This window comes from Micromonospora humida, from assembly GCF_016901255.1.
Taxonomy (GTDB): Bacteria; Actinomycetota; Actinomycetes; order Mycobacteriales; family Micromonosporaceae; genus Micromonospora; species Micromonospora wenchangensis.
On the sequence record NZ_JAFEUC010000001.1, the window covers coordinates 516,911 to 537,824 of the forward strand.

The 20,914-nt window shown below is 72.5% G+C and carries 19 protein-coding genes; 3 read left to right on the forward strand and 16 right to left on the reverse strand.

Annotation, left to right across the window (positions count from 1 at the left end; genetic code table 11):
* Positions 1-218: 218 nt before the first annotated feature.
* The gene (locus tag JQX11_RS02170; RefSeq protein ID WP_204923210.1) at positions 219-1,247 is read left to right on the forward strand and encodes an aldo/keto reductase; all 1,029 of its coding nucleotides are present in this window, start codon (positions 219-221) and stop codon (positions 1,245-1,247) included.
* Between the two features lie 93 nt (positions 1,248-1,340).
* Here the strand turns inward: JQX11_RS02170 and JQX11_RS02175 are convergent, their stop codons facing one another.
* From JQX11_RS02175 to JQX11_RS02180, 3 genes are all read right to left on the reverse strand, one after another.
* On the reverse strand, positions 1,341-2,543 hold the full coding sequence (locus JQX11_RS02175; protein WP_307826024.1) for a helix-turn-helix domain-containing protein: 1,203 nt from the start codon (positions 2,541-2,543) through the stop codon (positions 1,341-1,343).
* Positions 2,530-2,700 (reverse strand): hypothetical protein, encoded by a 171-nt coding sequence (locus tag JQX11_RS32035; protein ID WP_232377005.1) that lies wholly within the window; start codon positions 2,698-2,700, stop codon positions 2,530-2,532. Before JQX11_RS32035 ends, JQX11_RS02175 begins: the two co-directional genes overlap by 14 nt.
* A 190-nt stretch (positions 2,701-2,890) precedes the next feature.
* Positions 2,891-4,102, reverse strand: a complete 1,212-nt coding sequence (locus JQX11_RS02180; protein ID WP_204923211.1) for a helix-turn-helix domain-containing protein — start codon at positions 4,100-4,102, stop codon at positions 2,891-2,893.
* 802 nt (positions 4,103-4,904) lie between these two features.
* On the opposite strand from JQX11_RS02180, the gene JQX11_RS02185 reads away from it, so the two are divergent.
* Entirely contained in the window at positions 4,905-5,168 is a 264-nt protein-coding gene (locus JQX11_RS02185; protein WP_204923212.1) for a hypothetical protein, read from the forward strand.
* Between the two features lie 294 nt (positions 5,169-5,462).
* Here the strand turns inward: JQX11_RS02185 and JQX11_RS32040 are convergent, their stop codons facing one another.
* The 13 genes from JQX11_RS32040 to JQX11_RS02250 form a co-directional block, all read right to left on the reverse strand.
* Positions 5,463-5,666, reverse strand: coding sequence for a hypothetical protein (locus JQX11_RS32040; protein ID WP_232377006.1), 204 nt, complete (start codon positions 5,664-5,666; stop codon positions 5,463-5,465).
* A gap of 64 nt (positions 5,667-5,730) precedes the next feature.
* The gene (locus JQX11_RS02195) at positions 5,731-6,096 is read right to left on the reverse strand and encodes a hypothetical protein (RefSeq protein ID WP_204923213.1); all 366 of its coding nucleotides are present in this window, start codon (positions 6,094-6,096) and stop codon (positions 5,731-5,733) included.
* 248 nt (positions 6,097-6,344) lie between these two features.
* On the reverse strand, positions 6,345-6,947 hold the full coding sequence (locus JQX11_RS02200; RefSeq protein ID WP_204923214.1) for a response regulator transcription factor: 603 nt from the start codon (positions 6,945-6,947) through the stop codon (positions 6,345-6,347).
* Positions 6,944-8,209 carry a sensor histidine kinase gene (locus tag JQX11_RS02205; RefSeq protein ID WP_204923215.1) on the reverse strand — a complete coding sequence of 422 codons (1,266 nt, stop codon included), beginning with the start codon at positions 8,207-8,209 and terminating at the stop codon, positions 6,944-6,946. The genes JQX11_RS02200 and JQX11_RS02205 overlap by 4 nt, the downstream gene beginning before the upstream one ends.
* A gap of 4 nt (positions 8,210-8,213) precedes the next feature.
* The gene (locus JQX11_RS02210) at positions 8,214-9,158 is read right to left on the reverse strand and encodes an alpha/beta fold hydrolase (protein ID WP_204923216.1); all 945 of its coding nucleotides are present in this window, start codon (positions 9,156-9,158) and stop codon (positions 8,214-8,216) included.
* Between the two features lie 246 nt (positions 9,159-9,404).
* Complete coding sequence (locus JQX11_RS02215) at positions 9,405-10,319, reverse strand: ABC transporter permease (RefSeq protein ID WP_204923217.1); 915 nt, start codon at positions 10,317-10,319, stop codon at positions 9,405-9,407.
* Positions 10,316-11,620 (reverse strand): ABC transporter permease, encoded by a 1,305-nt coding sequence (locus JQX11_RS02220; RefSeq protein ID WP_232377007.1) that lies wholly within the window; start codon positions 11,618-11,620, stop codon positions 10,316-10,318. Before JQX11_RS02220 ends, JQX11_RS02215 begins: the two co-directional genes overlap by 4 nt.
* Positions 11,620-13,197 carry an ABC transporter ATP-binding protein gene (locus tag JQX11_RS02225; RefSeq protein ID WP_307826025.1) on the reverse strand — a complete coding sequence of 526 codons (1,578 nt, stop codon included), beginning with the start codon at positions 13,195-13,197 and terminating at the stop codon, positions 11,620-11,622. The genes JQX11_RS02220 and JQX11_RS02225 overlap by 1 nt, the downstream gene beginning before the upstream one ends.
* Before the next feature lie 37 nt (positions 13,198-13,234).
* Positions 13,235-14,314: a BMP family ABC transporter substrate-binding protein gene (locus JQX11_RS02230; RefSeq protein WP_232377008.1), complete on the reverse strand. Its 1,080-nt coding sequence runs from the start codon at positions 14,312-14,314 to the stop codon at positions 13,235-13,237.
* The gene (locus JQX11_RS02235; protein ID WP_204923218.1) at positions 14,311-15,786 is read right to left on the reverse strand and encodes an amidohydrolase family protein; all 1,476 of its coding nucleotides are present in this window, start codon (positions 15,784-15,786) and stop codon (positions 14,311-14,313) included. The genes JQX11_RS02230 and JQX11_RS02235 overlap by 4 nt, the downstream gene beginning before the upstream one ends.
* Positions 15,783-16,805 carry an alcohol dehydrogenase catalytic domain-containing protein gene (locus JQX11_RS02240; RefSeq protein ID WP_204923219.1) on the reverse strand — a complete coding sequence of 341 codons (1,023 nt, stop codon included), beginning with the start codon at positions 16,803-16,805 and terminating at the stop codon, positions 15,783-15,785. Before JQX11_RS02240 ends, JQX11_RS02235 begins: the two co-directional genes overlap by 4 nt.
* A 173-nt stretch (positions 16,806-16,978) precedes the next feature.
* Positions 16,979-18,214: a PucR family transcriptional regulator gene (locus JQX11_RS33290; RefSeq protein ID WP_204923220.1), complete on the reverse strand. Its 1,236-nt coding sequence runs from the start codon at positions 18,212-18,214 to the stop codon at positions 16,979-16,981.
* Positions 18,211-19,680, reverse strand: a complete 1,470-nt coding sequence (locus tag JQX11_RS02250; protein ID WP_204923221.1) for an aldehyde dehydrogenase family protein — start codon at positions 19,678-19,680, stop codon at positions 18,211-18,213. The genes JQX11_RS33290 and JQX11_RS02250 overlap by 4 nt, the downstream gene beginning before the upstream one ends.
* A gap of 73 nt (positions 19,681-19,753) precedes the next feature.
* On the opposite strand from JQX11_RS02250, the gene JQX11_RS02255 reads away from it, so the two are divergent.
* Positions 19,754-20,836 (forward strand): NAD(P)-dependent alcohol dehydrogenase, encoded by a 1,083-nt coding sequence (locus JQX11_RS02255; RefSeq protein WP_204923222.1) that lies wholly within the window; start codon positions 19,754-19,756, stop codon positions 20,834-20,836.
* The last annotated feature ends 78 nt before the right edge of the window (positions 20,837-20,914 follow it).

A 20,914-nucleotide genomic window follows, 5' to 3' on the forward strand; every position in this document is an offset into this window, starting at 1 on the left:
GTCCATCGGGCTTGGGTCAGGCCGGTCGCCACTGTTACCTCCACCGTACCGAAATGTCCATCACTATCGCGTCCACCAGCCTATTCACTCTTTGCCGGCGGGGGCGATGTGCCGGGGACACAAAGCCGGCACGCCGGGTTCGACGCGCCGGGACGGTGCCGCCGGGCGGCCCGCGTGCCAGCGTGGGAGCACACCGCGTACGGGAGGACGATCGGATCATGCAGTACCGCAGACTGGGCGGGACCGGTGTCGAGGTGAGCACCCTCTGCCTGGGCACCATGATGTTCGGCGCCTGGGGCAACACCGACGAGCAGGAGTGCCACCGGATCGTCGCCGAGGCGCTGGACGCCGGGATCAACCTGGTCGACACCGCCGACGTGTACGCCCACGGCGAGTCCGAGGAGATCCTCGGCCGGGCGCTGCGCGGCCGGCGCGACGACGTCGTGCTGGCCACCAAGTTCCACGAGCCGATGGGCGACGACCGCAACCGGCGCGGCAACTCCCGCCGCTGGATCAGGCAGGCGGTCGACGGCAGCCTGCGCCGGCTGGGCACCGACTGGATCGACCTCTACCAGGTGCACCGCCCCGACCCGCTCACCGACGTCGACGAGACCCTCGGCGCGCTGACCGACCTGGTCCGGGAGGGCAAGGTCCGGATGATCGGCACCTCGGCGTTCCCCGCCGAGCAGATCGTCGAGGCGCAGTGGGTGGCCGAACGCCGGCAGCGGGAACGCTTCACCACCGAACAGCTCGGCTACTCGGTCCTTACCCGGGGCGTCGAGGCCGCCGCCCTGCCCACCAGCGCCCGGTACCGGCTCGGCGTGCTGGTGTTCAGCCCGCTCAACGGCGGCTGGCTGACCGGCAAGTACCGGTCGACTGCCGTACCGGCGGACTCCCGCGCCGGGCGCAACGGCGACCACTTCGACTTCCGCGACGCCGCCGCCCGGGACCGCAAGCTCGCACTGGTCGACGAGCTGGCCACGCTCGCCGACGAGAGCGGCCTGACGCTGATCGACCTGGCGCTCGGGTTCGTGCTGAGCCACCCGGCGGTCACCAGCGCCATCATCGGCCCGCGTACCCTCGCCCAGCTGCGCAGCCAACTGCCCGCCGGGGAGCCGGCCGGGTTGCCGGCCGACGTGCTGGACCGGATCGACGCGCTGGTCCAGCCGGGCCACGACGTCAACCCGGCCGACGCCGGCTACCGGGTACCGGCCCTGACCGACCCGACCCTGCGCCGCCGCCCCTGACGTTCTTGGCGCTGTTGTGCCGGTGTTGCGGTATCAGAGCGCTCTGATACCGCAACACCGGCACAACAGCGCCCAACGGTGGCGTGGTCGTGGTCAGGGCACCCGGAGGGTGGCGGCGAGGTGGATGACCGTGGCGGGGGCGTACGGGTCGCGGACCAGGCGGGCGAGGACCGCGCGGGCGGCGGGCCGCAGGCGCACCTCGCAGGGAGCGGTGCGCTCGGCCGCGACCAGGACCCGGCAGGCGTTGCCCGGATCGCCGGCGTCCAGGTAGGCGCGGGCGGCGTCGAGCAGGTGCCCGGCGCGGTGTTCCGCAGGTAGCCACCGCCAGCCGTCGCGGCCGGTGGTCTTCTCGTGCCAGGCCACCGCCTCTCTCGCCTCGCCCAGGTCGAGGGCGGCGGTGACCCGGGCCAGATCCACCGCCACCGGTCCGAATCCGGTCCGGTGGTGGTCGTGGCCGTCGCCGACCTGGGCGGCCATGTCGGCGGCCTCGTCGAGCAACGTGGCCATGGCGCGGTCGTCGCCGTCGCGGGCGGCCGCCAACGCCGCCTGCACGACGAGCGTCCCGCACAGCGACAACTCCGGGGCGGACGCAGCGCCAGGGTCGGGCGGGGCGATCCGGTACGCGGCGGCCAGCGCCGTCGAACGGGCCACCCGTGCCCGTCCCGACGCCCGCAACACCTGACTGAGCTGCACGGTCACCGCAGCCACCGACACCACCTCACCGGCTGCGGCGGTCATCGCCCGATCGGCAGCCAACCACGCCAGATCCACCTCACCGAGCTTGACCAGCAGCGCTGCGGCTAGCCGGTACACCTCCACCAGCACCGGCCGGCCCACGACCGGATCACCGGCACGGGCCCGCTGCGCGCCACCCACCAACCCCGGGAGCATCCCGGCCACCTGCGGATAGCGGGCATGCTGGAAGGCGACCCATGCATGGGTGGCGTCCCGCCCCACACGATCCGCCGGCACGACCCGGCCCGGCGCTGACGGCCTTCCCACCGCGACGTCGTACGTCGACAGGGCTTCCCGGATCTGCGCGACCCCCTCGACCGGACCGGACACGTCCGCTGCCTGGAGGTCCCGGCCGAGCAGCACACCCGGGTCGATCCGCAGGACGGCGGCGATGTCCTGAAGCGTGGACACCTTGTCCAGCGTCCGGACACCCCGCTCGACCTTGTCCACCCAACTCTTCGACTTGCCCAACCGGTCGGCGAACACCTGCTGCGACAACCCACGCCGCCCCCGCCAGTGCGCCACCCGCCGACCGACCGGCAACAACTCACCGCCCTCCACGACGCCACCGCCGATCCGGCACCGCCCGCGTCGTCTCCTCCACCGGAATCCGCTCCGCCTCGGCCTGCGCGAGCAACCGCCGCCGCGCCGCCTCCCGCTCGACCGCCTGAATCCGCTCACCCCGGCTCGCACCCGGATCACGTTCTTCGTCGCCCACCTGCGTCCCCTTCGCAAGGGCGCGACGGTGTACCGAGAGGCCACCACTGCCGCGCCCGGGTCACAGGGACGGTTTCGCCCCCGTGCCGGAAGACGTGGCGAGCGGGCGAAGCCGCACTACCCACCACATCCCGTGCCGGAGAAGCTACGCAAGGTCATAACGGGGAGCGGGTAGGGTTCCTACCCCCGGTTTACGGGATGAGTCCGACCTTCACCGCGAGGTCACGGGCCTCGTCTCGGGTGGACCGTGGTCCATCGAGCAGGTCCAGGGTGATCTGGCGGGCGTACCCGTTGAAGCGGATCGTCTCCGGGGCTGACTCGTACGCCTGCCGGAGCATCGCCACGGCCGCGTCCTTGTCGCCCTTCCCGTGGTGCGCCCGCGCGGCCTCGATGAGGTGCCGCGCCCGGCGCGGCCTCGACGGAATCGCCGCCGCCTCGTGCCGGCGTGCCTGTCGTACCGCCTCGCCGGACTTCTGCAACTCCACCGCCACGGTCACCGCATGAGCACCCATGATGACCCGGGAGAACGACGTCTGCGGCTGGTAGAAGCCCTGTGGCAGGCGCTGCGCGACCCGGTCCGCGCGATCCCAGTACCGCCACGCCCTGCCCTCCTCCCCCGCCCGAGCAGCGGTGTAGGCGGCCTCGAAGTTCAGCGCTCCCCACAGGGCGAGGAGCCCTGCCTCCCCTTCGGCCGCCCGGGACTCCAGAGCCGACAGCACGTCCAGCGTCACCGCCATCGCGGTGTCCCAGTCGCCGGTGTCCCGGTGCACCTGCCCCAGGAACCATCCGGCGCGGGCGAGGGCCTCAGGTTCGCCCGACTCCTGCGCCGCCACCATCGCCCGATCCGCCACCCGCCAGATCAACTCGGCTGCGGGCTGGTAGGCAAGGAACATCTGTACCAGCCCCAGCGTCTCGGCCAACAACGCCTGTGCCTGTCGCCGCTCCGCGCCCTCGTACGCCAGGGCGGCATGCTGCACGTCCCGCAGCAACCCGGGCAGCAACGCGCCAAGCACCGTTCGGTGATCCGATGCCTGATGACGGGCCCGCCACGCCGCCGCGAGCCGCTCCCGCAGGCTGGGCAACGACTCGGCCGGAGCGTCCCGGAGGATCGCGAAGCGGTTCACCGCATCCCGCACCGATGCCAGTGCCGGATGCTCCGGGCCGTTGACCACGGCCGACCGGTTGCCCAGCTCCCCGGCGAGGACGGAGACGTCGATCTTGAGGGCACGCGCGATCCGGTCCAGCATATGGATGCGCGGCGGCAGGATGCGGTCGGTCTCCACCGCCTTGACCCACTCGGCACTCCGGCCGACCAGTCCACCGAGCACCGCGCGGGTTTTTCCGGAGCGTTCCCGGTAGACCTTCAACCGCTGCCCGAACGTCAACTCCGGCAAGGAATCCACCCCGACCTCCTCGTCAGCACGGGATGCGCCACCGGCCCACGGCCCACCGGCCGCCGTCACACCAACGCTACCGACCGTCCCGCCACCGCATAACCCCTCTCCTGCTCCCGTAGCCCCAGGAAAGGTCTACAGGAGCAGAAGAGCGACGACATCTCAGGTCGGTGCTACCCGGCGGCGCGCAGGCCAGCGGCAACTTCGCCACGTCAAGTGGCCCCGGATGGACATGAGTTTGCCCGGAGCCGGACAGCCTCGACAACGACTTCAACATGTCCGGGTGCAGCAACTTCCGGAGGGTGCTGGCAGCTCCGATAACTCGGTTCTGGCCACGCTCTCCGTGACAAGGTGTCCGCTGCAGAGAAGATCGGCCTAAACGCGCCCGTGACGCGTCTTACCTGGGAAAACCCAAGATCGGATGAGTGAGGCTCGGGGAAGTCGGACTACCTGGTGTGACCGAAATCCGTGTTGGCCATCACAAGCGCACCATCCTGAGCGCCGGCTGCCTTAACGTCAGGTCATCGCCGCGTTACACCAGCGGAGGCCGTGACCCGGCTCTGTACGGCGCGGCGGTCCCGTGGAGATTTCTAGGGCGTGCGCGATCCGACTTGCCTTGACACTCCACAGGTGGAGCGGTGACCCGAGGTCCCGCGATTGATGGAAGGCGTCGGCGCGGGTCGCTAGGGTCTATCCATCACAAGACCGGTTACGTGAAGGCGGCGGGTTCCCGGGGACTGCCATCCCCGGGGCCGCCTTGATGGGTCGCGTCTCGTCACATGTCCATGCCAGCGAACTGTCAGGAGAACCAATGAAACCCATGCACACGGTAGCCCCTGCCGCTACCAAGTTCCAGCCCAACAGCACGAAGAGCACCGAAGGTTCGCTGATCAGTGCCCTGATGATCATCACGGTCGCCTCTATCGGCGCGTTGTTGTGGATCGTGCTGGCCAGCGGTCCCGAGCTGGGAAGCACGGCCACGATCGCGATCCCCGCGATCGCCACGATCGCCGGTAGCGCCGTGGGCGGGATCGTGCTTGTTCTGCGCAAGCGACCCCCGCGCAGCCGGGGGTAGCTCGGCGATGTGTCCACGTGTCCGCGCGTCCGGACAGCGCGGACATGGACAGTCCAGGTCACCACGGACGGAGCCAATGGCTCTCGGACAAGGACGTGTCCGCGCCAGACAGCGTGGACACGTGGAGGCCCCGCTCTGGACCTGTCTGCAGGGAGTCCGGACACGTGGAGAACGTGGACCAGCTTCGGGCCGGAACCGGCGCTGACAAGGGGAATAACCGCTACATGACCTAGGTCACAGCGTCCATGCGGTGGTCGGCAACCCGCCCTGCGCGTGGACGATTCGCGTACACGATCAGTAGGCGGCCCCAGACAACTCCAGCTTGTCCGGGGCCGCCTTGTCAAACCGCTCGGCGTCGATCCGGACGGCATCGAGCTGCCGATCAGCCGGCACGCACGCCCGACCCGTCAGATCGACCACCGAGCACTCCAGGGCCGCCGCCAGATCCACCACCATGTACCGGTCGGTGCGTTGCTGGCTCCGCTCGATGCGGGCCACGACGGCTGGCTGCGTGACGCACGCCCCAACTCCGCGCCCCCCATCAGGACGCCCTCGGACCCGGTCATGCGGCGGTCAGATCGTGCACCGACAGGTACACCCCGTGTTTACGGAATGCAGCAGGCGCCCAGGCCAGTGCGTCGGCCCGGTGAATGGCCAACTCGGCCGGGAACCAGGCCCGGCGCAGCACCCGCGTCTCGACCCAGTCGGGCGGAGCGAGATCCATCTGGGCGAGCAGGTGCTCGGCGAGGGCGGCAAGTAGCGCGTCCCATCGCAGGTCCCCGGTCTGCCCCGGTTCATCCTGCAACAGGCCGACCCTGGTGGTCGCCGGCTCCCACCGGTATTCCTCCAGGAACTCCCACACCAGCTTCCAACGGGTCTGATCGGTGTCGGCGGCGACGATATGAGCGGCCAGCGCCGCCAGAGTCATCGGTTCATAACCGGTACCCACCGCGCCGACCTCACCTCACGACCTGACAGCTTCACTGCTCGCAGACTACCGTCTGCCGGACCGGCGACGGCATCGAGAACACCTCCGGGAACACGGGGAGGTGTCGATCGACTCAATATCGCCGTTGTTGGGGGGTCGAAGGCACTTCGATGCCGCTACATCGGCGAAATTGCGAACAGCGTCGACGGGGCGTCCCCGCGACCCGGCGAAAGGCGTCGGCGGGGCGGTCAGATCCAGCCCTGTTCCCAGGCGATCGCGGCGGCGTCGGCGCGGGAACCGACGTTCAGTTTCGCCATCGCGGACGAGATGTGGTTGCGGACGGTGCCGTGGGCCAGGCCGAGCTGCCGCGCGATGTGCTTGGTGGGCAGGCCGTCGCGGGTCAGCCGCAGCACGTCGATCTCCCGCAGCGTCAACGGGCTCTCCTGCTCGGTGAGCGCCGACGCGGCAAGGCACGCGTCGACGTAGCGTTCGCCGGCGGCCACCGACCGGATGATCCTGGCCAGCTCGGACGCCGGGGTGGACTTCGGCACGAAGCCGTGCACCCCGGCGTTCAGCGCCCGCTTGAGGGTGCCCGGTCGGGCATGCCGGGTGACGATGACGACCTGCGTCGCGACGAGCCGCAGCAGCCGGCGGGCGGCGTCGACCCCGTCGAGTCCGGGCATTTCGAGGTCGAGCAGGGTCAGGTCGGGGCGGTGGGCGACGGCGGCGGCAACCGCGGCCTCGCCGTCGGCGACGTCCGCGACGACCTCGATGTCGGCCTCGAGGGAGAGCAGCGCCACGAGCGCGCCCCGGATGAGTTCCTCGTCGTCGGCGATCACGATCCGGATCACTTGCCGGTCCCCCGTCGTCTCCCCGGCGCGGTGGGCTCCGGCGGGGCAGACCCCGCGGCGTCCGGCGCGGGGATGCGGACGACCAGCACGAACGTGTCCCCCTCACGGGTGGTCTCGACCGTTCCACGCTGGGCCGCGACGCGGTCGGCGAGGCCGGCCAGGCCCGTTCCGTCGCGGCGCGGCACCCCGGCGGCGTCGTTGGTGACGGTCAGCCGGTACTCCGCCGCGTCGGCCCCGGGGGGCGCGGGGTGAGGGGTACCGACGCGGACGAGTTCGATGGTGGCCTCGGTCGCCCTGCTGTGCCGCAGCACGTTGGTCACCGCCTCCCTGATCGCGACGGCGAACACCGCGCCGAGGGCCACGGGCAGGTCCGGCGTGTCGATGCGTGCCGTGCAGCGGATGCCGGCGGACCGCAGCACCGCCGCCGCGTTACGCGCCTCCGTCGCCACGGTGACGGTGCGGTAGTCGTTCACCACGGCGCGGGTGTCGTCGAGGGCCACCCGCGCGATCCGGCGGATCTCGGCGATCTCCCGGCCGGCCCGCTCGGGCTGGCCGGTCAGCAGACGCTCCGCCAGTTCACTCTTCAACGCGATCACCTGGAGGTTGTGACCCTGGATGTCGTGCAGGTCGGCGGCGAACCGGAGCCGCTCCCGCGCCACCGCCAGGTCGGACGCGAGCCGGCGGGCGTGTTCCAGCCGCAGCACCACCTGCTGCACCCAGACCGCGCTCAGCGGCAACAGCGTGAACACCGCGACGGTGCTGAGCACGATGGCGTCGGCGGCCGCATCGGACGGCGGCCCGACGCGCGACGGGGCCAGCACGCCGGGCAGCCCGCCGAGACCGATCACCGCCCAGCAGCCGAGGATCACCGTCGCCCGCCACCGGCCCCGGACCAGACAACTGAGCACCCCGCCCGCCATCGCCAGGGTGAACGCCCACCCCCAGCCGGCGAACGGCGGCACGACGGCCAGCACCCACACCGCGCCGGACAGCGCCAGCAGCACCAGGACGAGCGGATGGCCGGGCGGCACCTCGTCGGGGCCCCGCAGCAGCAGGGGAATCGCGGCGAGCCCGGCCAGGACGGCGGCGGTCGTCGCGACCACCAGGACGACCGTCCGGGGGCCGCCGGCCACGCCGACGCCGAGCAGCACCTGCACGACGCCACCGATCAGCATGCCCAGCCCCAGCGAGAGCACCGTGAACAGGCGCATCGCCCGCAGGTCGGCGGCCACTCGCGGCGCACCCTGCCAGGTGTCCGTCACCGGCTCAGCGTAGCGACCGGGCCGTCAGGAAAGCCCTGGTCCGCTGGGCGATCTCCGGCGACAGGGTGTGGTGCAGGTAGTGGTCGCCCTCCAGGACGACCACCTCGCCGGTGTCGACGCTCGCCGCCTGCTGCTCGTGCAGGGCGACCCAGTCCGCCACGTCGGTGTCGTTCGACCTGACGAACAACAGGACGGGAAGCCCCTTCGGGAAGGTCTTCCCGCTGACGCTGGCGAAGTTCGCCGAGGCGTGCTCCATCTCGTTCACCATGGTCGGGGCCGCCGTGTTCTTCGCGGTGAGCAACCGCAACTGTTCCCGGGTCCGCTCGTCGTAGGGCAGGCCCGCGTACGGGTCGTCGGCGATCGCCGCCAGCGCCCGGGTGACGCCGAGCCTGCTCAGGCCGACGATCACGCCGGTGGGGATGAGGTCGTCCCAGCCGGGCTGGTCGGGGACGCTGCTGTCGATGCCGACGAAGGCGACGAGTTCGTCGGGGTAGCTGGCGGCGTAGGTCACCGCGTAGATCCCGGCGATCGAGTGGCCCATCAGCACGTACCGGTCGATGCCGAGGTGCCGCAGCGCCTCGTGCACCTCCCGGGTGATGTTCGCGGCGGTGCGGTCGGTGTCGGTGGGGTCGCTCAGGCCGGTGCCGAACGGTTCGACCGCGACGACCCGGTACGTGCGCTGGAGTTCCGTTATCAGCGGCTGGAAGTCGAGCGCGGGGGCGGCGGTGCCGAGGCCGGGCAGCAGCACGATCGTCTCGGCACCGCTGCCCGCGACCACCACGTTCATCCGCTTACCATCCACGGGCACGGGTTGCCCGTACCTGGTGATCGAGGAGGCTTCCGAGCGCGTCGCCACGACGTTGACCACGGCGGTCGTCGCGAGCAGGAGCACCGGCACGGCGATCAGGACACCGAGGGTGGTGAGCACGACTCGCACGGGCTTTCGCATGGGTTCTTCTTTCGGATCGGCGGCGCATCCGGATCACTCCCGTGATGCCTGACCAGCCAATCAAGCGCGCGAGGCGCTGCGAAAGTGTCCCGCTGTCACGACCGACCGTGACAAAAAGTCATGGTATGCCCGGTGGTCCCCCGGGTCTCGTAAGCATCGAGACACGACCCACACGGCGCAGCGACCGCCACCGGAGGAGGGTGGCCGCTGCGCCGTGTGGGCGGACCGGAGTCGGGGAATCCCCCGTCAGGTGGTGCCGCGTTGGAACGGTTGGGCCAGTGCCCGGGGTTCGCGGTGCGCGGTGGCGAACACCAGCATCGCCAGCAGGGCCAGCAGGTAGGGGGCGGCGATCAGCAGCTGCGAGTTCATGGTGACCCCGAGCGCCGGCAGCGCCAGCCGCATCGCGTCGGCCAGGCCGAACACGACGCAGCCGATCAGGGTCCGGCCGAGCCGCCACGCCCCGAAGATGACCGCCGCGATGACCAGGTAGCCCCGGCCGGCGGTCATGTTCTGGTTGAACGAGCCGACCTCGCCGACGGCCAGGTACGCCCCGCCGAGCCCGGCGAGCAGCCCGCACCAGAGCAGCGCCTGCCGTCGTCGCTTGTTGACCTCGATCCCGCTGACGTCGGCGGCCTGCGGGTTCTCCCCCACCGCCCGCAGTTCCAGCCCCCACCGGCTGCGCTCGACCAGCCACCAGGTCAGCGGGATCACCGCCAGCAGCAGGTAGACCGGCCAGCGTTGCACGAACAGCATCGGGCCGATGATCGGGATGTCCCGCAGCACCGGGACGTCCACCTGCCAGACCTGGTGGCCGGTGAAGGTGCTCACCGTGATCAGGTAGCTGGTCAGGCCGAGCACCAGCGCGTTGAGCACCAGACCGACGACGAACGTGTTGATCTGCACCCGGTGCGACAGGACGCCGTGCACGAACGCCACCGCGACCCCGACCAGCGCGCCGGCCACCAGGCCGACGGTGGCGCTGCCGGTGGCGCTGGCGACCGCGATCGAGCCGAACGCCGCACCGAGCATCATCGCCTCGACGGAGATGTTGAGGGTGCCGGCGCGCTGGGCGACGTACTCCCCGCAGGCGGCGAAGGCCAGGGGCACGGTGAGCCGGGCCCCGCTGGAGAGGATGGTGGCGATGTTGTCGGCGGCGCTCATGCCAACCTGCCTTCCATGGCGTCCTTGGTGCCGGTGGGCCCGGCGTCGCCGGGGTCCGCCGGTTCCGGCGCGGTGCTGCGGGGGCCGGGCACCGACGCGGTCGGGGTGACCGGGGCCGACGGGTCGGTCGGCTCGGGCGAGGCCACCGCGGCGGTCGGAGTGGTCGGGGTGGTCGGGGTCGCCGGCTGGTCGGCCAGGCGGCGTCGACGCAGCATGCCGATCACCACCGGCGGTGCGACGAACGCCAGCACCAGCAGCGCCTTGACCACGTCGACCAGGAACGACGGGACGCCGGTGGCGGCCAGGAAGCTGCCGCCGGCCCGCAGCACGCCGAACAGCACCGCCACCGGGATGGACAGCAGCGGGTTGTTCCGGGCGACCAGGGCGACCAGCAGGCCGTCCCAGCCGATGTTGAGCGACATCCCCGGCTGCAACCGGTTGGTGCTGACCGGGCTGGTCAGCAGCAGCGCGCCGGCCAGGCCGGCCAGCGCCCCGGAGATCGCCAGCGCGATGCCGCCGAGGGCACCGACCCGTACCCCGGCGTGCCGGGCCGCCGCCGGGTTGAGGCCGACCATCTTCAACCGGAAACCCCAGCGGGTACGCGCCATCACCAGCGCCAGCACCACCGCCACCACGACGGCCAGCACCAGACCCCCGTTGAGCTGGAGGTTCGGGTAGTCACCGAGGGAGGCGAGCCGGGCGTTCTCCGGCACCGGGTTGGACTGCGGGGACAGCGTGCCCCGGCCGAGCCGGGACTCCTGGAGCAGCCACGGGGTGTTCACCGCGAACGAGATGAGCTGCTGGGCGAGGAACGTCATCAGCATCGTGCTGACCACGACGTTGACGCCCCGGAACCGGTACATCAGGGCGCTGAGCCCGGCCCAGACGCCGGCACCGAGCACCGAGGCGAGCAGCACCAGGACCAGCAGCAGCGGGCCGGGCACGGCCAGCCGCAGGGCGACCCACGCGCCGGCGAGCGCGCCGATCAGCACCTGCCCCTCCTGGCCGATGTTGAAGAAGCCGGAGCGGGCGCTGACGCAGGCCCCGACGGCGACCAGCAGCAGCGGCGCGACGTACAGCAGGGAGGTGGACCAGGCCGCCGGGGTGGCCATGCTGCCCTGGTAGAGGGCCTTGGTGGAGGCGGCCGGCGAGCCGCCGGTGACCGCGATCAGCAGGGCCGACAGGCCGAGCGCGACGCCCACCGTGGCCACGGTGGCGAGGCCGACCTGCCAGCCGCCGGGGCCGGGGTTGAGCCGGCGCAGCAGCCGCTGGCCGGTGCCGTCGATTCCGAGGGTGGCCATCAGTGACTCACCCCGCCGACCAGCATGCCGAGCCGCTCGGCGGTGGCCTCGGCGGTGGGGAGCACCCCGACGATCCGGCCGGAGGAGATCACCGCGATCCGGTTGGCCAGGGCCATCACCTCCTCCAGCTCCGTGGAGATCAGCAACACCGCCACCCCTTCCGCGGCGGCCTGCCGCAGCCGCACGTACATGTCTTCGATCGCGCCGACGTCCAGCCCGTGGGTGGGTTGCGCGGCGACCAGCGCCTTCGGCCCGGCGGACAGCTCGCGGGCGAGCACCACCCGCTGCTGGTTGCCGCCGGAGAGGCTGCGCAGCGGGGTGTCCGGCGAGGGCGCGACGATGTTGAACTCGACCATCTGCCGCTGGGCGATCCGGTGCATCTTCCGCCGGCTGAGCACCCCACGCGAGCTGACCCCGGCGAGGGACTTCATCACCAGGTTCTCGGCGACGCTCATGTCGAGCACCACGCCGGAGTGGTGCCGGTCCTCGGGCACGATGCCGAGTCCGGCGGTGTGCAGCGCGCCGGGCCGGACCAGGTCGACCGGCCGGCCGTCGATCTCGACGCTGCCGGAGTCGGGGACGAGCAGCCCGGACAGCAGCTCACCGACGGTGGCCTGGCCGTTGCCCTCGACCCCGTACAGGCCGACGATCTCGCCGGGGGCGACGTCGAGGCTGAGCTTGTCCAGCACCGGCAGGCCGCCGACGAGCAGGGTCACCTCGCGCAGCCGCAGCGCCGCCGGCTGCTCCGTCGTCGTCGCGTTTCCGGCCGCCGGGGCGACGCCCTCGACCGGTTCGGGACGCTCGACGGGTAGCAGGCCCAGCGCCGCGCTCTCGGACTGCAACGACACCTCCCGGCCGACCATCTGCCTGGCGAGTTGCTGGGCGGTGGTGTCCTTCGTCGCGCCGTGGAACGCGACCGCGCCGCGCCGCAGCACGGTCACCCGGTCGGTGGCCGCCATGATCTCGGCGAGCTTGTGGCTGATCAGGATGACCGCCCGCCGTTCGGCCTGCACCACGCGGCGCAGGACGGTGAACAGCTCCGCCGACTCGGCCTGGGTGAGCACCGAGGTCGGCTCGTCCAGGATCAGGATGGACGGGTCACGGCGCAGGCACTTGATCAGCTCGACCCGTTGCCGTTCCCCGGCGGAGAGCCGGTCGATGCGGGCGTGCGGGTCGATGGGCAGCCCGTACCGTCGGGACACCTCCTCGACCTGGGCGCAGGCCGCCGCCCGGTCGATCCGCCCGGTGTCGCCGAGGATGACGTTCTCCCAGACGGTGAGCGGTTCGATCAGGCTGAAGTGCTGGTGCACCATGCCCAGGCCGAGGTCGGCGGCGACCTGCGGACTGTCGATCTCGACCGGTTCGGTGCCGCGCGTGATGGTGCCGGCGTCGCGGTGCACCAACCCGAGCAGGATCTTCATCAGGGTCGACTTTCCGGCCCCGTTCTCGCCGAGCAGGCCGTGGATCTCGCCGGGTCGTACGGCGAGATCCACGGCGTCGCAGGCGACGACCGGACCGTAACGCTTGCTGACTCCGCGCAGGGTGAGAGCCGGCGTCAGCTGGTCGTCAACGTCCACAGTCCGTTTCACCTCGTTGGTCGTCGGGCAGCGGGAATCAGGAGCCGAGCTTGGCGACCGTCGCGGCGGTGTCGGTCTTGCCGCTGGCCACGTCGGCGACGAAGGCGTCCATCTTCTGGGTCTGCTCCGGGGTCGGCTTGCAGATCTTGACGGCCGGGTACGGGTCCTTGCCCAGCTCCCACTTCTTGGTGGTGCCGAGGGTCATCTCACCCTTGGCGAACAGCTCCAGCGCGGCGGCGAAGTACGCGCCCGGGTCGAAGATGACCGAGATGTCGAAGCGCGGGTCGGTCGAGTCGCACCGGTCGGTGCCCGGGGTCAGGGTGAGCGCGCCGCCGGTGTTGGCCAGCTTGGCCGCCGCGTCGGTGGCCCCGCCCAGGTACGGGTAGACGACCTTGACGCCCTGGCTGATCTGCGCCTGGACGGCCTCCCGGGCCTTCGCCGAGTCGTTGAAGTCACCGGTGTAGGTGGTCACCAGGGTCGCGTTCGGCACCACCATCCGGATGCCGGCCTTGTACGCCTTGGCGGCGTTGACCGAGAAGTCGGCCTCCATGCCGGTGACGAAGCCGGCCTTGGTGGCGTTCTTGGCCTGCATGACCAGGCCGGTGGCGTACCCGGCGGCGAGCATGCTCTGGTTGGGGTCGTCGCTGGACAGCGTCACCCGCGGCGTCTGCGGGATGTTCTCCGACGACGGCACGTACCAGGAGGTCTTGGCGCAGACCGGCTCCTCGGAGGCCGGGATGGCGTCCTTGAGCTCGGAGGCCCCGAGCGCCACCATGTCCACGCCCTGCTGACACAGCGCGCGGGCGGCGCTGAGCGCCTCGGTCGGCGGCACGTTGCCGCGCTTGATGACCTGCCAGCCCTTCTCGGTGGCGAACTTCTCGGCACCGACCACGAAGCTCTCGTAGTAGCCGTTGTCGTTGATGTCGCCGGGGCTGAGCACGCCGATGACGACCTTGCCGTCACCGTTGGCGTCGGGCTGCCCGGCGGGGGCCGTACCGCTGCTGGCCGACCCTCCCGCCGACGGCGCGGTCGCGTCGTTGCTCGCGCAACCGACCAGGGCGAACCCCAGCGCCCCGGCGAGCAGCGCCGCCGGACCCCGACCAATCCTCATTGTCATGGTGCTTTCCCTTCACGTGGGGTCGGCGCGCCGCCCGGCACGGACCGGCGCGCGGAGTACTCGGTCGCTGGCACGGTGGGCCAGCGAGGGGGGATGTCGATGCCGACCCGGCGCAGCAGGGCGGCCCGACGCTGGGCGGCCTCCTCGCGCAGGGCGTCGACGTCGACGGTGGTGACCCGCCGGTCGCGGACCACCAGCCGGCCGTCGACCAGAACGTCCCGGACGGTGTGCCCGGCCGCACCCCAGACGAGCTGGGTGGGCAGGTCACCGCGCGGGGTCCAGGGGATGGTCCGGGTGTCGAGCAGCACCAGGTCGGCGGCCTTGCCGACCTCGATCGAGCCGGTCAGCGCCCCGAGCCCGACGGCGGCGGCGCCGTCGACGGTGGCCAGGGCGAAGACCTCGTCGGCGCGCAGCGGGTCGGGGACGCCCCGGTCCCGCTCCAGGCCGGCGAAGAGTCGGGCGGCCCGCCACAGGTCGGGGGTGTCCCCGGCGTTGTGCGAGTCGCAGCCCAGCGCGAGCCGGCCGCCGGCCCGGCGCAGCGCGGTGTGCCGGCCGGCCCGGGTGAAGCCCTGACCGAGCCGCAGGTAGGCCCCCGGGCAGGAGGCGACGGCGGTGCCGGTCTCGACGAGCGCGTCGACCTCGGCGTCGTCGAGCCACACCGCGTGGCCGAGCAGCAGCCGGGGGCCGAGCACGCCGAGGTCGGCCAGGTGGCGTACGGGCCGGGCCCGGCCGGCGGCGGCGAACGCGGCGGCGTCCTCGGGGCCGGGCGACAGGTGCCAGGTCATCGGCACGTCGAGCCGCTCGGCGAGCGCCGCCGCCCCGGTGAACAGCGCGTCGCTGACCAGGTCGTGCCCGACCAGGGTGATCCAGCCGGTGACCAGCGGGTCGCCGGCCAGGGCGGCGACGGTCTCGGCCTGCGCGGCGAGGGTGTCGGCGGCCGGCATGGCGTACGGCGCGTCGTCGGCGTCCCAACCCCAGCCGCCGACCCGGGCCCGGATGCCGGCGGTACGCAGCCCGGCGGCGACCCGTAGCGGGTGCGCCACCGTGCCGGGTTCCAGCAGGGTGGTGACCCCGTAGCTGAGCGACTCGACGGCCGTGAGGGTGGCCGACAGTTCGTCGTCGTCGCCGGTGACCGCGGCGTGCAGCGGCACGATCCAGTCGAAGATCGCCTGCTGGGCCGGGACGTCGTCGGGGATGCTGCTGCGCACCAGCGGGTCGGCGGTGGTGTGCTGGTGGGCGTTGACCAGGCCGGGGACGACCACACAGCCGGTGGCGTCGAGTTCCGGGCTGCCCGGGTACGCCGCGCGCAGGGTCGCCGCCGGACCGATCGCGGCGATCCGGCCGTCGATCACGGCGATCGTGCCGCCGGGGACGACCGCCCGGTCGGGGGCCATGGTGACGATCTCGGCGTCGACGATCAGCAGGTCCGCCGGGCGGGGGTCGGCGGTGGCCGCCGTCGCGGTGGTGGTCATGGCCGGACGAGGATCTTGCCGACGAGGTCACCGGACTCCTGCCGGGCGTACGCCTGCGCCAGGTCGGCCAGCGGGTACTCCGCGCCCCGGAGCACCCGCAGGCCGCCGGTGAAGTAGGCGTCGAGCATGTCGGCGAAGTCGGCCGGCCGGTACGCCCCGGCCCCGAGCAGCCGCAGCCCCCGCCGGTAGACGTCGGAGAGGGAGAAGCTGACCTGGTCGCCCGTGGTGTTGCCGAGCAGCACGATCCGGCCGCCGGTGCGCAGGCTGGCCAGCGAGGTGGCCCAGGTGGCGGTGCCGACGTGGTCGACGGCCAGGTCGACGCCGTGGCCGTCGGTGTGCTCCAGCACCCGCTCGACGGTGTGCTCGTCGAGGTCGAGCACGTCCGCGCCGAGGTCCGCGGCGACGGCCCGCTTGGCCTCGGTACGCGCCACCGCGAGCACCCGGGCGCCGGCCCGGCGGGCGAGTTGAACGGCGGCGATGCTGACCGCGCTCGTGGCGGCCTGCACCAGCACCCACTCCCCGGCGCGGACCCCGCCGACGCGGTGCACGGCGTGCCAGCCGAGGCTCCACGCGGTGGGCAGCGCGGCGGCCTCGGCGAGGTCGACGTGGGCGGGCACCCGGTGCACGACGGTGGCCGGGACGGTGACGTACTCGGCGAAGCCGCCGGGGCGGTTCCCGCCGACCACGGCCAGCGCCGCGCAGTAGCCCGGTTGGCCGTTCTTGCAGGTGGCGCAGGCTCCGCAGCCGATGGTCGGGTCGATCAGCACCCGGTCGCCGGGGCGTACCGTGGTGACCTGCGGCCCGACGGCGTCGACCCGGCCGGCGACGTCCATGCCGCCGACGTGGGGCAGCTCGAAGCCGGGGAGCAGGGCGGTCCGCCGCTGGAGCAGGTCGAGGCGGTTGACGGCGGCGATGTGCACCCGGACGACCACGTCGGCCGGGCCCGGCTCGGGGTCGGGCAGGTGCCGCAGGCTCAGCACCTCGGCGCCGCCGAAACCGGTCTGGACCATCGCCCGCATCGCAACCTCCCCCATGGTCTACCAGTCAATATGGCGTCTTGCATTGTGATTCTCGCTGCTTGGGGTCGTACTCTGCCTGCGGGGCGGCGGCGTGTCAACGGCTTGCCGCAAAAGAGGCGGAACGGTTAACGAAGCCGGGCGTCCAGGCCGTTCACAGGCCGCCCACCAGGGGATCAACCGGCCTCGGACGCGGCCAGCAACTCCCGCGCGACGAGCGCCGTACGCAGCACCGCGACCGTTCGCGGGTCGAGCGGATCGACCCCCAGCAGCCGCTTGATCAGGCCGACCCGGTAGCCCACCGAGTTGCGGTGCAGGTGCAGCCGTTCACTGACCGCCTGCCGGCTGCCCCCGGTCGCCAACCAGCAGTCCAGGGTGCGCAGCAGGTCGTCGCGGTGGGCGATCGGCCCCAGGTGCCGGTGCACGAACCAGCGCAGCCGCTCGTCCGGCACCGCCAGCAGGACCTGCGCCAGGCCGGCCTGCCCGAACGGCAGCTCGGACCGCTCGTCGGACGACCGCAGCAGCAGCCGCAGCAGCCGGTCCGCGTCGCGGAACGAGGCCGCCGTCCGGGCCGGCCCGGTCACCAGCGCCCCGGCGACCACCCGGACCTGTCCGGGGCCGACGATCTGGTCCAGCCGGGCCCGCAGCCGGGTCACCTCGCGCTCCACGTCGCCGTGCAGCAGGGTCCAGGCCAGCCGCCCCTCGGCCAGCACCGGCCGGTCCAGCCAGCTCAGCGCGGACGCCCAGCGGCGCTGCTGCTCCCCGGTGTACGCGATCCCGGCCACGGCGTGCGGCTGGTCCAGCCGCCAACCGTGCGCCGCGCCGGCCCGCAGCAGTTCCGCCTCGCCCATCCGGGGCGCGGACGGCGATCCGGCCGGGCCGCCGGGGCCGTCACGCAGGGCCCGCAGCACCGTCGGGGCGTCCCGTACGGCCGGCGGCGGGGACTCGTGCCGGACCGCCTCGATCAACAGCGCGGTGGTCGCCGCCGCCGCCAGCTCCCACTGCCCGGTCGAGACCGGCTCGGCCAGCAGCAACGCGCCGATCCGCCGGGGACCCGCGCCGACCGCCACCGCCCGGCCGGCCCATCCGTCGGCGCAGCGGACCGTGGTCGGCACACCTCCCGGCGGTCCCGCCCCGCCGGCCCGACCGGCGGCCAGGGCGCGGCGGACGTCGTCCGGCGCGGCGTCGCGCCCGGGACCGCCCGCGCCGTCGCTGTCGGCGAGCAGTTCGCCCGTCTCGGCCACCAGCCGGCAGGCCGCGCCGGTCCGCTCCGCCACCGCGGCCAGCAGCTCCGGCCAGCCGGCGCCGCCGAACGCGAGTTCGGCGAGCCACTGGGCGAACGCGGCCGGCGACGGCGCGGCGGCGACGGCCAGCCGGGGGCGGGCCGCCGCCAGCTCACCCGATCGGCTCACGCCGACGGTCGGTCGAGCAGCCGGACCGCGACGGCCTTCTCCTGGGTGTACTCGCGCAGCGCCGCGTAGCCGCCGCCCCGGCTGAAGCCGCTCTCCTTCTGCATGTTGAACGGAAAGCCGATCACCCCGGCGTCGTGGAACTGGTTCACCGCGACCTGCCCGGAGCGGACCAGCCCGGCCACCCGCAGCGCCCGGGACACGTCACTGGTCCAGATGCAGGCCAGCAGGCCGAAGTCGGTGCCGTTCATCAGGGTCACCGCCTCGTCGACGCCCCGGAACCCCTGCACCGCAAGCACCGGGCCGAAGACCTCCTCGCGGACCAGGCGCATGTCCGAGTCGACCTGGTCGAAGACGGTCGGGGCGACGTACCAGCCGTCGTCGAACGCGGCGGTGGCCGGCTCGCCGCCGACGACCAGCCGGGCCCCGGCGGCCGGGGCCTCGGCCAGGAAACCCCGGACCCGCTCGTACTGGGCCTGGCTGACCAGCGGACCCATGTCCAGGTCCTGGTCCCAGGGGCCGGTCCGGACGGCCTTCATGCCGGCGGCGACCCGCTCGACCACCTCGGCCCGGATCGACTCCTCGACCAGCAGCCGGGAGCCGGCGTAGCAGTTCTGCCCGGCGTTCTCGGTGATCGAGGCGATGATCGCCGGGATCGCCGCGTCCAGGTCGGCGTCGGCGAAGACCACGTTCGGGGACTTGCCCCCCAGCTCCAGCTTGACCGGGACGAGGTGCTGCGCGGCGGCGCGCATGACGGACCGGCCGGTCACCGTCGAGCCGACGAAGCTGATGTGGTCGATGTCGGCGTGCCCGGTGAGCGCCACCCCGGCCTCGGGGCCGAGCCCGGTGACCACGTTGAGCACGCCCGGCGGCAGGCCCGCCCGGCGGCCCAGCTCGGCCAGCGCGAACGGGGACAACGGCGCGACCTCGGAGGGCTTCAGCACCACCGTGTTGCCGGCGGCCAGCGCCGGGGCGACGTTGGCGGCGGTGAGCACGGCCGGCACGTTCCACGGGATGATCACCGCGCAGACACCGTACGGCTCGGGCCGGGTGTAGCCGAAGTAGTCGGGCGTACGGGTGGGCAGGGTGACGCCGGTGAGCTTGTCGGCGGCTCCGGCGAAGTAGTCGACGATGCCCTGGGTGATGTACATGTTGAGCCGCCCGCCGGAGCGGGGTTTGCCCACGTCACGCGCCTCGTACGCGGCGAGTTCCTCGACGTGCTCGCCGATCAGCGCGGCCCAGCGCGAAAGGATCGCGCCGCGCTCGCTGGGCGAGGTGGCCGCCCAGCCGGGGGCGGCCCGGCGGGCGGCGGCGACGGCGTGGTCGACGTCGACCGCGCGGGCGCGGGCCACCGACTGGATGGGCTCCCGGGTGGCGGGATCGAGCACCGGTAGCTCACCGCCGTCGGCGGCGGGGGTCCAGTCGCCGTCGACGAGCTGGCGGGCGGTGGGAATGTCCAGGTCAGCCATGTGCGAATCCTTGACCCTCTACGTTTCGCATGTCAAGATGCAATCTCGCTTTGTGAGTCACTAGGGAGGGCGCGTGCGGATCACAGCGGCGGTGTTGGAGAACGCGGGAGGGCCGTTCACCCTCCAGCAGATCGACCTCGCCGACCCCGGGCCGGACGAGGTGCTGGTCCGGGTGCACAGCGTGGGGATCTGCGCGACCGACCTGGAGTTCGCCAACTTCTTCCCCACCCCGGCGGTGCTCGGCCACGAGGGCAGCGGAGTGGTCGAGCAGGTCGGCGAGCGGGTCACCGGGATCTCCCCGGGCGACCACGTCGCGATGAGCTTCACCTCCTGCGGCGACTGCCCGCTGTGCCGCGGCGGAAACCCGGCGTACTGCCGACGGTTCGACGCGGTCAACTTCACCGGCCGGCGACCGGACGGCAGCACGGCGCTGTCCCGCGACGGGCAGCCCGTCAACGGCCACTTCCTGGGCCAGTCGTCGTTCGCCAGTCACGTCGTCGCCCCGGCCCGCGCGGTGGTGCCGATCAGCAAGGAGATCGACCTGGGCGTGGTCGGCCCGTTCGGCTGCGGTTTCGGCACCGGTGCCGGCGCGGTACTCAACGTGCTGCGCCCGGAGGTCGGCTCCTCGGTCGTCGTCTTCGGCGCGGGCGCGGTCGGCGTGGCGGCGATCCTGGCCGCCCGGGTGACCGGTTGCGCCGTCGTCGCGGCGGTCGACGTCAACGCCGGCAAGCTCGACACGGCCCGGCTGCTCGGCGCGACCCACGGGGTGAACTCTGCCGACGGCGACCCGCGCGAGCTGCTGACCGCGATCGCCCCGCACGGCTTTGACGTCGCGATCGACACCACCGGCCGGGAGGACGTGCTGCGCCTCGCGGTCGAGTCGCTCGGCCCGCTCGGCCGGTGCGGCGTGGTCGGGATCGGCCCGAGCGAGCAGATGAGCTTCGAGTGGCGCAGCGTGCTCAACGGCCGCAGCATCACCGGCATCATCGGCGGCAGCAGCCTGCCGCAGGTGTTCCTGCCCAAGCTGCTGGACCTGCACGCCGCCGGCAACTTCCCGGTGGACCGCCTGATCACCCGGTTCCCCTTCGCGCAGATCAACGAGGCGGTGGCGGCGCTCCGCTCCGGCGAGGTCGGCAAGGCCGTCCTGACCCTCTGAGCAGGGACGCACCCACCACATCGACATCCCTGCATCTCATTGTGAAACATTGTCTCGCAATGTGAGCGACATTACCCT

Excerpts from the sequence above, each read along its gene's own strand:
- JQX11_RS02170 (WP_204923210.1), top strand. The coding sequence starts at position 219 with ATGCAGTACCGCAGACTGGGCGGGACCGGTGTCGAGGTGAGCACCCTC.
- JQX11_RS02185 (WP_204923212.1), top strand. The coding sequence starts at position 4,905 with ATGAAACCCATGCACACGGTAGCCCCTGCCGCTACCAAGTTCCAGCCC.
- JQX11_RS02195 (WP_204923213.1), bottom strand. The coding sequence starts at position 6,096 with ATGACTCTGGCGGCGCTGGCCGCTCATATCGTCGCCGCCGACACCGAT.
- JQX11_RS02210 (WP_204923216.1), bottom strand. The coding sequence starts at position 9,158 with ATGCGAAAGCCCGTGCGAGTCGTGCTCACCACCCTCGGTGTCCTGATC.
- JQX11_RS02215 (WP_204923217.1), bottom strand. The coding sequence starts at position 10,319 with ATGAGCGCCGCCGACAACATCGCCACCATCCTCTCCAGCGGGGCCCGG.
- JQX11_RS02220 (WP_232377007.1), bottom strand. The coding sequence starts at position 11,620 with ATGGCCACCCTCGGAATCGACGGCACCGGCCAGCGGCTGCTGCGCCGG.
- JQX11_RS02230 (WP_232377008.1), bottom strand. The coding sequence starts at position 14,314 with ATGACAATGAGGATTGGTCGGGGTCCGGCGGCGCTGCTCGCCGGGGCG.
- JQX11_RS02235 (WP_204923218.1), bottom strand. The coding sequence starts at position 15,786 with ATGACCACCACCGCGACGGCGGCCACCGCCGACCCCCGCCCGGCGGAC.
- JQX11_RS02240 (WP_204923219.1), bottom strand. The coding sequence starts at position 16,805 with ATGCGGGCGATGGTCCAGACCGGTTTCGGCGGCGCCGAGGTGCTGAGC.
- JQX11_RS02250 (WP_204923221.1), bottom strand. The coding sequence starts at position 19,680 with ATGGCTGACCTGGACATTCCCACCGCCCGCCAGCTCGTCGACGGCGAC.